The organism is Brevundimonas sp. AVps31, from assembly GCF_058681355.1.
On record NZ_CM178736.1, the window covers coordinates 493,515 to 507,607 of the forward strand.

16 protein-coding genes are annotated in these 14,093 nt (G+C 67.8%); 7 read left to right on the forward strand and 9 right to left on the reverse strand.

What is annotated here, in order from left to right; translation table 11 throughout:
- The first annotated feature begins 47 nt into the window (after positions 1-47).
- The 6 genes from ACW174_RS02380 (at position 48) to ACW174_RS02405 (ending at position 4,460) form a co-directional block, all read left to right on the forward strand.
- Positions 48-257: a flagellar hook protein FlgE gene (locus ACW174_RS02380; protein ID WP_492016094.1), complete on the forward strand. Its 210-nt coding sequence runs from the start codon at positions 48-50 to the stop codon at positions 255-257.
- Between the two features lie 188 nt (positions 258-445).
- On the forward strand, positions 446-793 hold the full coding sequence (locus ACW174_RS02385; protein ID WP_492016095.1) for a DUF1428 domain-containing protein: 348 nt from the start codon (positions 446-448) through the stop codon (positions 791-793).
- 160 nt (positions 794-953) lie between these two features.
- Positions 954-1,811: a glycoside hydrolase family 16 protein gene (locus tag ACW174_RS02390; RefSeq protein ID WP_492016096.1), complete on the forward strand. Its 858-nt coding sequence runs from the start codon at positions 954-956 to the stop codon at positions 1,809-1,811.
- A gap of 404 nt (positions 1,812-2,215) precedes the next feature.
- Positions 2,216-3,037, forward strand: coding sequence for an AraC family transcriptional regulator (locus ACW174_RS02395; RefSeq protein ID WP_492016097.1), 822 nt, complete (start codon positions 2,216-2,218; stop codon positions 3,035-3,037).
- Between the two features lie 22 nt (positions 3,038-3,059).
- Complete coding sequence (locus ACW174_RS02400) at positions 3,060-3,941, forward strand: CPBP family intramembrane glutamic endopeptidase (protein WP_492016098.1); 882 nt, start codon at positions 3,060-3,062, stop codon at positions 3,939-3,941.
- 306 nt (positions 3,942-4,247) lie between these two features.
- Positions 4,248-4,460, forward strand: a complete 213-nt coding sequence (locus ACW174_RS02405) for a hypothetical protein (RefSeq protein WP_492016099.1) — start codon at positions 4,248-4,250, stop codon at positions 4,458-4,460.
- A gap of 24 nt (positions 4,461-4,484) precedes the next feature.
- On the opposite strand, the gene ACW174_RS02410 is transcribed toward ACW174_RS02405, so the two are convergent.
- The 6 genes from ACW174_RS02410 to dnaG all read right to left on the reverse strand — a co-directional run bounded on the left by ACW174_RS02410 (position 4,485) and on the right by dnaG (position 10,288).
- Positions 4,485-4,715, reverse strand: coding sequence for a hypothetical protein (locus ACW174_RS02410; RefSeq protein WP_492016100.1), 231 nt, complete (start codon positions 4,713-4,715; stop codon positions 4,485-4,487).
- A gap of 54 nt (positions 4,716-4,769) precedes the next feature.
- Positions 4,770-5,135 (reverse strand): hypothetical protein, encoded by a 366-nt coding sequence (locus ACW174_RS02415; protein ID WP_492016101.1) that lies wholly within the window; start codon positions 5,133-5,135, stop codon positions 4,770-4,772.
- Between the two features lie 150 nt (positions 5,136-5,285).
- Positions 5,286-6,020: an extensin-like domain-containing protein gene (locus ACW174_RS02420; protein WP_492016102.1), complete on the reverse strand. Its 735-nt coding sequence runs from the start codon at positions 6,018-6,020 to the stop codon at positions 5,286-5,288.
- Positions 6,021-6,163: 143 nt separating this feature from the next.
- Positions 6,164-6,331: a DUF2256 domain-containing protein gene (locus ACW174_RS02425; protein ID WP_492016103.1), complete on the reverse strand. Its 168-nt coding sequence runs from the start codon at positions 6,329-6,331 to the stop codon at positions 6,164-6,166.
- Between the two features lie 48 nt (positions 6,332-6,379).
- Positions 6,380-8,341 (reverse strand): RNA polymerase sigma factor RpoD, encoded by a 1,962-nt coding sequence (rpoD, locus tag ACW174_RS02430; protein ID WP_492016104.1) that lies wholly within the window; start codon positions 8,339-8,341, stop codon positions 6,380-6,382.
- A gap of 69 nt (positions 8,342-8,410) precedes the next feature.
- Positions 8,411-10,288, reverse strand: a complete 1,878-nt coding sequence (gene dnaG / locus ACW174_RS02435; RefSeq protein WP_492016105.1) for a DNA primase — start codon at positions 10,286-10,288, stop codon at positions 8,411-8,413.
- Between the two features lie 213 nt (positions 10,289-10,501).
- On the opposite strand from dnaG, the gene ACW174_RS02440 reads away from it, so the two are divergent.
- Positions 10,502-10,768 (forward strand): hypothetical protein, encoded by a 267-nt coding sequence (locus ACW174_RS02440; protein WP_492016106.1) that lies wholly within the window; start codon positions 10,502-10,504, stop codon positions 10,766-10,768.
- Between the two features lie 6 nt (positions 10,769-10,774).
- On the opposite strand, the gene ACW174_RS02445 is transcribed toward ACW174_RS02440, so the two are convergent.
- From ACW174_RS02445 to ACW174_RS02455, 3 genes are read right to left on the reverse strand one after another with little or no spacing between them, the layout of a single operon-like run.
- The gene (locus ACW174_RS02445) at positions 10,775-11,455 is read right to left on the reverse strand and encodes a hypothetical protein (protein WP_492016107.1); all 681 of its coding nucleotides are present in this window, start codon (positions 11,453-11,455) and stop codon (positions 10,775-10,777) included.
- Positions 11,456-11,495: 40 nt separating this feature from the next.
- A complete protein-coding gene (gene carA, locus ACW174_RS02450; RefSeq protein ID WP_492016108.1) occupies positions 11,496-12,656 on the reverse strand; it encodes a glutamine-hydrolyzing carbamoyl-phosphate synthase small subunit in 1,161 nt (386 codons plus the stop codon).
- A gap of 46 nt (positions 12,657-12,702) precedes the next feature.
- Entirely contained in the window at positions 12,703-14,040 is a 1,338-nt protein-coding gene (locus tag ACW174_RS02455; RefSeq protein ID WP_492016109.1) for an amino acid permease, read from the reverse strand.
- Between the last annotated feature and the right edge of the window lie 53 nt (positions 14,041-14,093).

Below are 14,093 nucleotides of genomic sequence, written 5' to 3' on the forward strand. Positions count from 1 at the left end.
CCGGTAAGCCTGCGCCGTGCACACTGGCCGCGTCACGGGAGCCGACCATGTCCGCCTTCGCCATCGCCGCCTCGGGTGTCGCCGACGCCACCGCCCGCTTCGCCGCCAGCGCCGAACGCACCGCCCGCGATCCCCTCGCCGACCTGGCGGGCGAGACGGTCGAGCGGCTGCAGGCCGAAATCGCGCTCAAGGCCAATGTCTCCGTCCTGAAGACCGCCGACGCCATGTACGGCAGCCTGCTCGACATGATCGCCTAAGGGCGGCCGCCGCCTGAAGACCCGGGTTACGCAGCCGATCCTTGTGCGTTAGGCTCCGGCCACCCGCCCGCGCTCTGTTCAGCGCTCAAGCCGCGACCGACCGCGTCGCGAGCCTTAGCGCCCAACCCCAGCGCTCAAGCAGCGAGCGACCGCGTCGTGAGCGTTAGCGCCCAAAAATGGAGCCCCCCATGCCCTTCGTCGACATCACCGTCATTCCCGTCGTCACGGACCAGAAGGACGCCTACCTCGCCCACTCCGCCGCCGTCTCGCCCCTGTTCCGGGCGTACGGCGCCCTGTCGATCACCGAGACCTGGGGCGAGGACGTGCCCGACGGCAAGGTCACCGACTTCAAGCGCGCCGTCGCCCTCGCCGATGGCGAGACCGTCGCCGTCGGCTGGATCACCTGGCCCGACAAGGCCACGCGCGACGCCGGCTGGGAAAAGCTGATGCAGGACCCCCGCATGGCCGACATGGCCCCGCCCTTCGACGGCCAGCGCATGATCTACGCCGGCTTCGAGGTCGTGGCGGAAAACTGATACTTAGGGGCGCTATCGTTCGCGACGCGGTCGCTCGCTGCTTGAGCGCAGGGTTGGGGCGCTAAAGCTCGCGACGCGGTCGCTAAGACCCGAGCGCGCGATAGCGCTACCGTCACCAAGCGTGATCGGACGGCGACGCTTCCTTCGCTATCGTCGCCGGATGCGCATCGCCCTCCTCGCCCTCGCCCTGTCCGCCGCCCCGGCCTTCGCCCAGACGCCGGAGGTCACGCCCCTCGCCGCCCCGGGCCTCGCCGCCCCCGCCCTCGCCCCCGACGGCTACCGCCTGCTCTGGTCGGACGAGTTCGACACCCCCGGCCTGCCCGACCCGGCCAAGTGGCGCTACGACACCCACGCCAACCGCACCGGCTGGTACAACAACGAGCTCCAGTACTATTCCGCCGGCCGCCCCGAGAACGCCCGCGTCGAGAACGGCAATCTGGTCATCGAGGCCCGGCGCGAGACCCTGGCCGGAACCCCCGACCACGGCGGCCAGTCTTACACCTCCGCCCGCCTGCTCAGCCGCACCGACACCGGCGGCTGGACCCGCGGCCTGTTCGAGGCCCGGATAAAGTTGCCCTGCGCCCGCGGCGCCTGGCCTGCCTTCTGGATGCTGCCCGACGGCGCCGCCGGCTGGCCCCAGGGCGGCGAGATCGACATCCTGGAGCACGTCGGCCATCGCGCCGGAACCGTCTTCGGCACCATCCACACCGGCGCCTTCAACCACGTCCGCCACACCGAGAAACAGGGCAGCGTCCAGCTCCCCGACGCCTGCACCGCCTTCCACACCTACCAGGCCCTGTGGACCGCCGACGCCATCGTCTTCTCCGTCGATGACCAGCCCTACTACACCTTCCCCAACGACGGCTCCGGCGACCCGTCGCACTGGCCCTTCACCACCCCCTTCCACCTGATCCTCAACATCGCCGTCGGCGGCGACTGGGGCGGTCAGCAGGGCGTCGACGCGACCGCCTTCCCGCAGGCCATGCAGGTGGACTGGGTCAGGGTGTGGGGGGAGTGAGGGGCAGTGGCGCCGGCGACTTCTGACTCGAAGCGGCGGTTGGCAACGTCCGCTATCGGGCGTGCTGGTGTTGTCGGTGTTGTCAGCCCAAACCGATGGGCTGGCTTACCGGAGCTTCTTCATGACTTGCCGCTCCGGGCCCTGCTTGCCCAGAGCCCCTCATGATGCCCACCTCTCAGTCGTAGAGGCCCAAGGAAGCGCGGAAGTCTTTTGGCCTGACAATACCCTACGAAGGGCGGCTCCGTGGGTTGGGTGACATACCATTTCGACCCCTGCACGCTCCGGCCCGCCGATCCGGCCCTTCTCGGGCTACGCGGTCAGAAGGGTGACGGAGAGTTCATGCCCTTCCGCGTCTTTGCTGTGCTTTGATGCCGAAACCCCAGACAGATGGGAAGGAACCGGATGTGGCTGCGGCTTCGGACAATTGGCTGTTCAGGGCGCCCGGGGATGTCGACCGCATCGAGGCCTGTTTCACGGGCGTGGCGTTCGGACCGCACCGCCACGACACCTATGCCCTCGGCCTGACTCTCGGAGGCGTTCAGAGCTTTGACTACCGCGGCGAGACCCGTCACTCGCTGCCGGGACAGATGGTCGTGCTTCATCCGGACGAGCGCCACGATGGCCGTTCCGGTGATGGCCGGGCCTTCCGCTATCGGACGGCCTATATCCGACCGAGGGATATCCAGGATGTCTTGGGCGGCCGGACGCTGCCGTTCATCGAAGAAGGGCTCTCGGCCGATCCGCGGCTCGCGGCCGCCGTCAATGATCTGTTGGCGGATTATCACAGCCCGTTGTCCCAACTCGAATATCAGGATGCGCTGGTCGAGATTGCTGGCGCGCTCGAGGCCGCCTCCGGCGGGGTCGAGCTGATCCGGCGCACCAACCGGGAAGCCGCGAGCCTGGCTCGGGAGTATATAGACTCCTGCCTGGACGAAACCTTTTCCCTGGGGGAGCTTGAGCTGGCGACCGGCCATGATCGCTGGCAGCTGTCGCGAGACTTTCGCTCCATGTTCGGCTCCAGCCCCTATCGTTACCTGCTACTGCGCCGCCTGGAAAAGGCGCGCGGTCTTCTGATGGGGGGTCGGCCTGGCGCAGACGTAGCGGCCGCCTGCGGATTCGCCGACCAGAGTCATTTCGGCCGCCAGTTCCGGAAAGCTTATGGCCTTGCGCCGATGGCTTGGCTGAACGCCATCACGGCCGCGCACGATCATTCTATCCGCATTTGAAGCGGCTGGCCTACTCAGGCCCATGACCTCAAAAACGATCTTCTCAACCGAACCCCACAAGGGCTGGCTTCCCTGGGGAATCCTCGCACCCTTTCTGTTCATCGCCTTTGTCATCGCCTCCGTTCTGATACCCTCGCCCTGGCTGAGAAGTCTCGGACTGGAAGATGCCGAGGGTGGTCCGATCGGCCTCAACGGCATGTACGCCTACCTCGTGGTCGCGTTTGCCCTCAATGGCCTGATGGTTCTTGCCTGGGTTTGGCTGGTCGAGCGGCGTCCACTGTCGACCGTCGGCCTGACCGGCCCGGCGCCCCTGACGACCCTGTTTCGGGGCCTTTTGATCGGATGGGTGACCATCTCCACGGTCGTCGCCTCCATCGGGTTCGCTGGCGGCTATCAGGTGGGCGAATTCGGGCCGGCTCTATCCTCGCCAACAGCGCTCGGCAGCATGGCCATCTTGCTGCTGTGCTTCGCAATCCAGGCCGGAGTCGAGGAGTTCATTTTCCGAGGCTGGCTGTTGTCGGTCATAACCCGCAAGTGGGGCCAGCTCGCAGCCGTGGTAGCCACGACCCTGGTCTTCACCTTCCTGCATTGGTCCCCCGGACAGGCCTGGCAGGACATGTTGGGCTCAGCCCTGTTCTCGGTTTTCGCCTGCCTATGGGCCATCCGGGCGGGAAACATCTGGGGGGTGATGGGCTGGCACATCGGCTGGAACTGGCTGCTGTCGATCGGGTTCGAACTGCCGGTCACCGGTTTTGTGATTGATCTGCCCGCCCTGATTGTCCGGTTGATTCCGCAGGGTCCGGACCGGCTAACCGGCGGCGATGTGGGGCCTGAGGGCAGTTGGATCTGCAGCGTCCTCTTCCTGATCGGGATCGCGTTCCTCCTACGGCCGCGCAAGGCCTGACGACCGAGCGGCGCCTGTCAGGTTGCAGCGCGCAAGAGCGAGAGCCAGCGACTCTAGCCGCAGAAGTAACTGCTACGTTGGACGGCACAGAGTTAGGCGCGCAGCTTTTCACTCAAGTGCTTCGTGCGTTTCGGGACGTGTAGCCGCCCTGTGAGGTGGCGCCAATGTCCGCTTATAGGCGCGACACCTAAGTCCGCCCCCGCCGCAAGGCTGCCATTCCTGCCATCCGGCTCGAACAGCCCCCCCGCCTGCCCCTCATGAAATCCCTGTCATGACACAAGCTTAAGCGCACGTTCCGCGTCGGGCGTGGCACTGGAGCGGGACGGGTTCGCGCCCGGATCGGACGGCGGACGCCGCGATCCCGCCGCGCCTTTCGCGGACCACTATGTTCCGCTGGTCGAGGCCCTGAGGACGGCGAACGTCCCGTTCACCGCCCTGGAGTTCGACGGCGGGCACAACCCGTCGGACGCTCAGGCGGCCGCCCGCAGCTTCTTCGACCGCCGCTGCTTCCCCGAATAGGCGCCCCGTCGGCGATCACGCCCCTCACCCCCGATGCTGCCGCCACATCCTCGCCTCGGGCTGCTCCCCTTCATCCGGCGGCCGCAACACCCCCGCCTCGTCCCAGTACCGCCCCGCCCAGCCGCCCCGCACCCCGCGCAGGAAGTCGCGCCGCGCCTGATCGGGGCCCAGCACGCGGGCGCGCCAGCGCAGGGCCTCCAGCGACCAGTTGTCGGCCAGGTCGTAGCCCCGGTCGCTCAACAGGGCCTGCGCCATGCGAAGCGCGCGCTCGCCCCACTGCGTCTCCAGCCGCCGGGTCTCCGCCTCGCGTCAGCGGGCCTGAAGCTCGGGCGAGGGCTCCAGCGGCGGGCGCGGCACGACGGCGGCGACCCGCGTCAGCCGCTCGGCGCCGGTCAACAGGCTGAGCACCGTCTCCAGCCGCCCCTCGGCGGCGGCGCGGCCGACCTCGTCCAGCAGGGTGTTCAGCGCCTGATGCGGATGGGCGTTTCGTTGCCGCGCGGCCTCGGCCTGGGTGCGGGTCCAGCCCTTGCGGGCGGCGCGCTTGCGGATGCCGTTGACGGTCAGGTCCAGCCGGTCGGCGATGGAGGCGGCGGGCTCGCCCTGCAGATAGGCGTCTTGGGCCAGGGCCCAGACCTGGGCGCCGGGGAAGCGGCGAATGCGGGGCGGCTTGCTCATGCCGGGCAGTATGGAACGCCGATACGTCATTTCCGGACGCATGCCTGTTGGTGTGACGTGTTGCAGCCCTGTCCCGCCCGCGTCCCCGCCTGTCCCGCCCCTGTCCCCGCAACAGGGACAGTTTCGACGGGGACAAAACGATACGAACGCCTAGCGACAGAACCGCGTCTCCGTCGCCTCCAGATGCAGGTGATCGGCGTGGACCGCATTGTAGTCGGGGCTCAGGGTCGTGCCGAAGATGCGGCAGGCGTCGTCGCGGATGCGGCGCAGGAAGGCCTGTTCCGCCGCATCGCCGCCGAACCAGTCGGCCTTCAGATTGATGCGCCGCCCGTCCCTCAACCGCACCCCCGCGATGTCCACCGCCGAGGCCCGGGCGTGGGCGCTGATCCGGGTGCTGACCCCGCCGTTGTTGATATTGCGGCAGGCATAGGCGCCGAAGTGATCGATCTGCACCACGTCCGAGCCCAGCAGCTCCCGCGCCGCCGGCTCCAGCGACTGACGCCGCCAGACACTGAGCGCCAGGGCCGTGCGGCAGGTCATCTCCACGTCCCCGGGCGCCATGCGCGCCACCGTGCCCATGTCGGGGCCCAGAACCCCGCCCGCCGTGACGCCGCAGGCCTGGGGATCGCCCCGGTCCGGCGTCGGCCGGAAGCTCACCCTCGCCGCCGTCAGCTGCGCCACGCACTGCGTCAGTTCCGCGCTCTCGCGGATCACCTCCGCCCGGGTGCCGCCGCCGACCGGCTGATCGACCAGATTGCCCACCAGCGGCGCCTCGGTGCGCGACGGGGCCGCGGGCGACCGGATCGGGGCGCGGCTGTCGGGCAGCATCGGACTGCAACTCGCCAGCACAAGCAGGGCGGTCAGGGCGAACGGGAGAGAGCGCATGGGCGGCAGGCTAGGGTGATTTGCGGGCTTGGGGAAAACCCCTCCGTCTCGCCACGCCGCGGAGAGGTGAACCGCCCTCACCTCTCCACCGAAGGTGGGGAGGCGGACCGCGCGAAGCGGGGTGGAGGGGTGACGCCGTACCGTCAGGCCTTCGCCGCCTCCCGGCACCGGTCCGAGCAGAACTTCACCTGATCCCAGTCCCGCGCCCATTTCTTGCGCCAGGTAAACGGCAGGCCGCAGGCGGCGCAGGTCTTGGTCGGCAGGTCGGCCTTGGCGGGGGCGCGGCCCAGATTGACGTGTTTTCGGCTCATCGGCTCAACGAAAAAGGGGCGGCCCTGCGAGCCGCCCCTTCGTTATTCTCAGCTGTCCAGGAAGGACCGCAGTTTGCGCGACCGCGACGGGTGCTTCAGCTTGCGAAGCGCCTTGGCCTCGATCTGACGGATCCGTTCGCGCGTGACGCTGAACTGCTGGCCGACCTCTTCCAGCGTGTGGTCGGTGTTCATGCCGATGCCGAAACGCATCCGCAGGACCCGCTCCTCGCGCGGCGTCAGCGACGCCAGCACGCGGGTGGTGGTCTCGCGCAGGTTCGACTGGATGGCCGCGTCGATGGGCAGGATGGCGTTCTTGTCCTCGATGAAGTCGCCCAGGTGCGAATCTTCCTCGTCCCCGATCGGGGTTTCGAGCGAGATCGGCTCCTTGGCGATCTTCAGGACCTTGCGGACCTTCTCCAGCGGCATGGCCAGCTTTTCGGCCAGCTCTTCCGGGGTCGGCTCGCGGCCGATCTCGTGCAGCATCTGGCGGCTGGTGCGGACGATCTTGTTGATCGTCTCGATCATGTGCACCGGGATACGGATCGTCCGCGCCTGGTCGGCGATCGAGCGGGTGATCGCCTGACGGATCCACCAGGTGGCGTAGGTCGAGAACTTGTAGCCGCGGCGGTACTCGAACTTGTCGACCGCCTTCATCAGCCCGATGTTGCCTTCCTGGATCAGGTCCAGGAACTGCAGGCCGCGGTTGGTGTATTTCTTGGCGATGGAGATGACGAGGCGCAGGTTGGCCTCGACCATTTCCTTCTTGGCCTGACGGGCTTCGCGCTCGCCCTTCTGAACCGTCTGGACGATGCGGCGATAGTCGTCGATCGGCAGGCCGGCCTCGGTCGCCACGGCGGCGACGTCGGCGCGGATGCCGGCGATCTGGGTGGCTTCATTGTCGCTGAACTTGGTCCAGCGGACGCCCATTTCCTTGACGTTCTCGGCCCAGTTCGGGTCCAGCTCGCGGGTGAAATAGGCCTTCAGGAACTCGGGACGCGAGATGCCGTAGCTGTCGGCCAGACGCAGCAGGCGGCCTTCCAGCCCCATCAGCCGCTTGTTGATCGCGTACAGCTGCTCAACCAGCGCCTCGATGCGGTTGTTGTTCAGCTTCATCGTCTTCAGGCGGCCCGAGATGGTCGCCGTCAGGGTGTCATAGGCCTTCTGGTCCTTGGCCGTCAGGATCTCGCCCTTCAGCCGCGCCTCGACCAGCTTGTCCTGCAGCTTGCGGAAGCCGCCGAAGTCCGCGGCGATGGCGTCCAGGACCTCCATGACCCCGTCCCGCAGTTCCGCCTCCAGCGCCGAGATCGACATCCCGCCGCCATCATCGAAGTCCTCGTCATCATCGTCGTCGGAGTCCGGCTTGGCCTCGCCGCCCGCCGGCTGCTCTTCCTCGACTTCCTCCTCGGCGACGGCGCCGGCCGGAGGCTGGTTGTGCGGCAGCGACGAGGGGTTCAGCACGCCGTAGGTCGCGTCCAGGTCGATGACCTCGCGCAGCAGGATGCGGTTGTTCGCCAGCTCGTCGCGCCAGACCATGATGGCCTCGAAGGTCAGGGCGCTCTCGCACAGGCCCGAGATCATCGCATCGCGACCGGCCTCGATCCGCTTGGCGATCGCGATCTCGCCCTCGCGAGAGAGAAGCTCAACGCTCCCCATCTCTCTCAAATACATGCGCACCGGGTCGTCGGTGCGGTCATAGGCGGCCTTCGCCGGGGTCTCGGCGACATTGGTCTCGGCGCGCTCGGCGACCTCGCCGCCCTCGCCTTCCTTCTGCTCGCCGTCTTCCTCGGCCTCGACGACGTTGACGCCCATTTCGGACAGCATCGCCAGCGTGTCCTCAATCGCGTCGGGGGTCACCTCTTCGGACGGGAGGACCTTGTTCAGCTCCTCCATCGTCACATAGCCCTTGGCCTTGGCCTGCTTGATGAATTTCTTCACGCCGGCGTCGGTAAGGTCGAGCAGCGGGCCGTCGCTCTGAACTTCGGCTTCCTGCGTCTCGGTCTGGGCGCTCATACAGTCTCTTCTCCGGGTGGAGGGCTGATCAGGCCCGCCGCCAAATACAACGTGTGTCGAGGTCGTTGGTTACGAACTCGTGCTATCTTCCCAAATTTCTCCAGTCTTGATCGCGCGACGCAACGCATCCCGCTCGGCCTTCAGCCGGCGGAACGCCTCGTCCTGCCCCGGCACGTTACGCGCCGAAGACAGAGCGTCTTCCAGGGCGGCGACACGGGTTAACGCGTCGAACGCCTGCGACCATCGGATCCTCGTCTCGCCGAGGGGCTTGTCTGCAGCCAGGAAAGGCGCGCCGGACTTTGCCGCCGCCTTCTCGACCTCACGCATTAAGACGTCATGACCCGATTGCGCCAGATGGCGACGGAGGGCGGCAGAGTCAAGGTCCTGACCCGAGAAGCGTAAACGGACCATCTCTTGGGCAAGCCCGTTCAGCGACGGATCTCCGAAGCCGTGACTGGCGATGGCTTCCAGATGATCGTCCATCCGCTCGGGGTCATCGATGGCGCCGTGAGCGAGGGCGGCGGCCACGGGCTCGATGGCGCGGCTCAACGACTGCATGGCCTGCGCGCCTTCGACGGTCTGGCCCAGCTTGGGCGGCGGGCCGCCGAAACGACCGCGCCCCTGACCGCCCTGGCCGTAACCCTGTCCGGCGTTCTGGGGCGGACGGCGCGACGGGAAGGCGGCGTCAAACCGCTCATACATATCCCGCCGATATTGCTCGGCGAGGTCCTTGTCCTGAATGGCGGAGGCCTGCTGGCGCAGCCGACCCTTCAGACCGGCCCGGCGCTCGGGGCTGTCCAGAGGCTCAGCCTCGGCCTCCTTCTGGAACAGCACTTCAGCGAAGGGCTTGGTCGTGGCCACCGCCTGACGCAGGGCCGGGGCGCCGCGTTCGCGCAGGATGTCGTCGGGGTCGGCCCCGCCCTCCAGCAAGCAAAAACGGAACGACTTGCCCGGCTTGAGCTGTGGCAAGGCGCGATCGATGGCGCGATAGGCGGCCCGCCGGCCCGCGGCGTCGCCGTCGAAGCACAGGACAGGCTCGGCCGACACGCGCCACAGCCGCTCCATCTGCTCTTCGGTCAGGGCGGTGCCCATCGGCGCCACGGCCGGAATGCCCGCCCGCTGGCAGGCGATCACATCCATATAGCCCTCGACCACGACGATCCCCTGCTCGCCCCGGGACTCAGCCCCCAGGATGCGCCGGGCTTCCGGCAGGCCGTACAGGGTCGCGCCCTTGTGGAAGAGCGGGCTCTCGGGACCGTTCAGATATTTGGCGCGGTCGTCAGGGTTCATGGCCCGGCCGCCGAAGCTGACGATCCGTCCGCGCGCGTCGAGGATCGGGAACATCAGCCGGTCGCGGAAACGGTCGTAGGGCTGACCGCCGCTTTCGGGCGCAATCAGCATCCCGGCCTCGACCAGATCGCCGGGCTTGGCGCCGCGCTGGATCAACGCCTGCTTCAGGCCCTCCCGATCGTTGGGGGCGTAGCCGAGACCGAAACGCTCCCACTGGTCCTCGGGCAGGCCGCGCTTTTCCAGGTATTCGCGCGCCGCCTTGCCCGGCGAACGCCGCAGGTTGGCCGCGAACCATTTCTGGGCCAGGTCCATCCAGTCGTTCAGGCCCTGACGCTTCTGCTCGCGCTCCTGCGCCTGCGGGTCTTCGGCCGGCAGTTGCATTCCGGCTTCGGCGGCCAGTCGCTGCACGGCCTCGACGAAGCTCAGCCGCTCGGTTTCCTGAAGGAAGCTGATGACGTCGCCGTGCTTGCCCGAGCTGAAATCGTGGAAGAAGCCCTTGTCGTCGTTGACGAAGAAGGACGGCGACTTCTCTTTCGAGAAGGGCGACAGGCCTACGAACTCACGTCCCTGACGCTTGAGCTTCACCGACCGTCCGATGACATCGGACGGGCGAAGGCGGGCCTTCAGTTCCTCAATGAAACGATCGTCGAAGCGCACAGCTGCCTTATAGCGCGCAACTCGTCCAAACGCCGCGATTTACCTTTTATTAACCAAGAAGGCGAAACCGCGACGCTAAGCGTCTGATTCAAAGCGTAATTTTGGGGAACTATCCACAGGCCCTGTGGTTAACCCCACGACCGTCCCGGAAGCGGACGGGTTAAGACGTCTCCGCAGCGGACGCTGCGGCCCGCCCCGATTGAGAAGCGTACCATGTTCATCGCCATCGCCCGCCCGGCGGTGGAGCCTGTAGGCCCCGACGCCGTCGCCGTCCCCGGTTCCCCCGCCATTCCGTCCGTCTCGCCGCGCGCCCTGCACGCCCGTTTGCTCGAGAACGCCGCGCTCAGGCGGATGCGCGGATTGGAAAGACGGCGCAATAACCGGCCGGAAGACGCCGATTACTGGCTGCACGCGGCCCCGGTTGCGGTGCGCAAGGCCTGCGCCCTGCGGGAAGAAGCCAGCTTCGCGCCCCTGCCCTGAGCTTGCTCAGGCAGCCGGATCGAAGCGACACCTGCGGCCCGCCGTCGCCACCTCGGCGCAGGTCATGGCGCCACGCGGGTGTCCGGTCGTATCGATCTCAAGCCAGTACCCCTGCCCCGCCGCGCAGCGCACCTCGTACCGATCCAGGTCCGCGCCGATCCGGCCTATCCAGGCCGCCTGACTGATCTGCGCGCAGTCGAGCGCCAGAGCGCGGACATAGCCCTTCATCGCGGGGACGGGATCGGAATTGCCGGGCAGCTCGCAGCGGCTGGAGCCCTCGTCGGTCCCACCGGCCAGCACCAGACAGTTAAAGCCCTGGGCCGGCGAGGCGACCAGCAGCCAGCCTGGCGCATCGGCGCAAGCGACCTCATAGACCGGGCCGTCCGGCGTCTCACCGGGATTCGAAGCGGCGGTCACATCGCACTGGACGCCAGCCTGCTGGATCGCCGCGCGCGCCGCCTGCTGGACTTCGGCAGGTCGCGCGCGACCACTACGGGGCCGACGCACCGCCCGATCATCCTCAAGCGCGCGGTTGTTGGCGGCTTCGCGCGTGATGTCCCGATCGCCGCCGGGACGCATCGTCCCTTCCCGCGGCACGCCCGTCGGCCCCGGGACGACCTGCGCCGCCACGGGCGCCGCCCACACAGCGGCGACGGCGGCGATGATCGTCAGAAAATTCAGCTTCATCCCGAAACCTCCCGTGGGCTGATCGACAGGATGCGCGAATTCAGCCCTTCATCGAGTCTGCGAAGCGCTGGAAGAGATAAAGGCTGTCGGTCGGCCCGGGCGAGGCTTCGGGGTGATGCTGAACGCTGAACACCGGCTTGTTCTTCAGTGCGATGCCGCAGTTGGTGCCGTCGAACAGGCTGACGTGGGTTTCCTCGACCGCGTCCGGCAGGCTGTCGCGATCGACGGTGAAGCCATGGTTCATCGACACGATCTCGACCTTGCCGGTCGTCAGGTCCTTCACCGGATGGTTGGCGCCATGGTGCCCCTGATCCATCTTCACGGTCTTCGCGCCCAGCGCCAGCGCCAGCATCTGGTGACCCAGGCAGATGCCGAACACCGGCTTGCCGCTCTCGACCAGCTTTCTGATCTCCGGCACGGCGTAGACGCCCGTTGCAGCGGGATCGCCCGGCCCGTTCGACAGCACGACGCCGTCGGGATTGCGCGCCAGCACCTCCTCCGCCGTCGTCGTCGCCGGGACCACGGTGATCTTCGCGCCGGTCGAGGCCAGAGCCCGCAGGATGTTGCGTTTCACGCCATAGTCGATGACCACCACCGTCTTGTCGGCGGCGTCGACACGCGGGTGGCCTTCCGGCCATTCCCACAGACCCTCGTCCCAATCGAACGCCTGCAGGGTCGAGGCGGGCCTGGCGAGGTCGAGCCCGACCAGACCGGTCCAGGCCTTGGCTTCAGCCACGAGGGCGTCGAGGTCGAAATTGCCGCTCGGATCGTGGGCGATGACCGCATGCGGCGCGCCGGTGTCGCGGATGCGGGCGGTGAGGGCGCGGGTGTCGATGCCGGCCAGGCCGACGACGCCGCGCCGCTTCATCCAGCCATCAAAGTCGCTTTCGGCGCGATAGTTGGCCGGATCGGTCGGGACGTCGCGGAAGATCGCGCCCTTGGCCGAGGTGTCCGAACCACCGCCGATCTGCTCGATGTCCTCGACGTTCACGCCGACATTGCCGACGTGGGGGAAGGTGAAGGCCAGGATCTGGCTCATGTAGGACGGGTCGGTCAGGATTTCCTGATAGCCGGTCATGGCGGTGTTGAAGACCACCTCGCCCAGCGCCGCGCCGGTCGCGCCGCAGCCGACGCCCTGGAAGATCGTACCGTCCGCCAGCGCCAGAACGCCTGTGACTCCGGGAAGAAGGGTCTGGGTCATGGCGGGCTCCGTAAGGCCGTAATCCGGCGAACAAACGGCGCGGTGGTTAGGCCCCCTGACCCTCAGGGTCAACGCGCGATCCCGACTTTCTCAGGAATACGAACCAGGCGACCGTCATCAGGACAACAAAGCCTGCTGTCGGCAGGATGTATCCGGGGGCCGCGGCGGCCACCGCGGCGATGGCGAACAGCAGGCCCAGCACCGCGACGATCCGCGCGCCCGGCGTCTTCGCCAGCCTGAACAGCGACAGCGAACAGACCGCATAGATGCTCAGCGTCAGCACCGAGGTCACCCCGACCAGAATGCCGAACTGACCGCCCAGCGTCGGCTGGCCCGACAGGACAGCGATCACGCTCATGAAGGCCGCGCCCAGCAAGGGCGTGACGATCGGGGTCTTCGTGCTCGAGCCGAAGCCGGAAGGCAGATAGCCCTGCTGCGCGGCCGCGCGGGCGGTCTCACCACCCATCATTGTCCATCCCCCGATGGTGCCCAGCGTTTTCACGATCGCACAGACGGCGACGATCCCGGCGATGGAGCCGCCGAACACGCGTCCGGCCAGATCGGCATAGGGACTGGTCGAATGGGCCAGTTGGGCGACCGGGATCACGCCGAACACCGCCACGGTCGCCGCGACATAGACCACGGTCGCCAGCAAGGCCCCCGCGACCGAGGCCCGGCGCACATCCGTCGCCGGATGGCGGACCCGATGCGAGAGCGCCGCGGCGCTTTCCACACCCAGATAAGCCCAGAAGATAATGGCCAGCGAAGCGGGGACGGTCTTCAGCAGCGGCTCGCCCGACGGGCTCCAGGAGGCGGCGAAGACAGCGGGACTGAAGGCCGTCGCGCCCGCCGCGACGGCGATCACGATGGGGATCAGGCCGATGACCAGCGCCGCCGCCGCGAGCCATGAGGCTGTCCGCGCGCCGATGATGTAGGCGACGGTCGCCACCCAGATCAGGCCGAGGTTGCACAGCGTCGCCGCGACCGGATCCTTCAGCGCGGGCCAGAAGAATCCGAGGTAGCCGGTCGCCGCGACCGCCACGGCGACGTTGCCGACCAGACAGGCCATCCAGAACGCCAGCGAGACCTGAAAGCCCGCGAACCGCCCGAGCCCCTTCTGCGCGAAGCCGGACAGGCCGTCGGCCTTGGGGGCCACGCGGCCCAGCGCCCCGAACACCAACGCCAGCACCACCGCGCCCACGGCGGCCACCAGCCAGCCGATCAGGCTGGAGCTCCCGGTCGAAGCCAGACTGACCGGAAGCAGGTAGAGGCCCGACCCGATCATGTTCCCGGCCACCACCAGGGCGGCCAGCCCCCAGCCCAGCTTTTGCCGATCCGACATCGGGTCTTCGGGCAGGGAGATGGGACGGTCGGCGTGGCTCATGCCCGCAGGTGCCTCCGCACAGGCCGGTCCGTCAACCGCCCAACGGCCGGTCG